Annotated in this window: 1 protein-coding gene; it reads right to left on the bottom strand. The window is 42.8% G+C overall.

Annotated elements, in window-relative coordinates; all coding sequences use genetic code 11:
- A partial coding sequence (locus R2R70_RS19395) for an EF-Tu/IF-2/RF-3 family GTPase (protein WP_410978806.1) occupies window positions 1–268 on the bottom strand: 268 nt, incomplete at its 3' end.
- Between the last annotated feature and the right edge of the window lie 59 nt (window positions 269–327).

Raw genomic sequence — 327 nt, 5'->3', positions numbered from 1 at the left:
CTTCAACGTTGTTAGGACAACAAATAGTATCTGAAATCTTAAGCTCGCCTAAACCTGTTACAGTAACGATGTTACCAGCATAAGCTTTATCAGTGTCGATACGCTCAAGGCCTAGGTAGCTTTGTACTGAACCAATTTTACCGTTACGAGTCGTGCCGTCAGCGCCAATAACTGTAACTTGTTGGTTAGTCGCAACAGAACCACGTTTAATACGACCAATACCGATTACACCTTTATACGAGTTGTAATCAAGCTGAGAGGTTTGCATTTGGAAGTCACCTTCAGGATCTGCATGCGGTGGTGATACTTCGTCAACGATCATCTTGA

This window comes from Cobetia sp. SIMBA_158, assembly GCF_046566945.1.
Lineage (GTDB): Bacteria > Pseudomonadota > Gammaproteobacteria > Pseudomonadales > Halomonadaceae > Cobetia > Cobetia amphilecti.
This window is presented reverse-complemented; position numbering and strand designations above follow the sequence as displayed.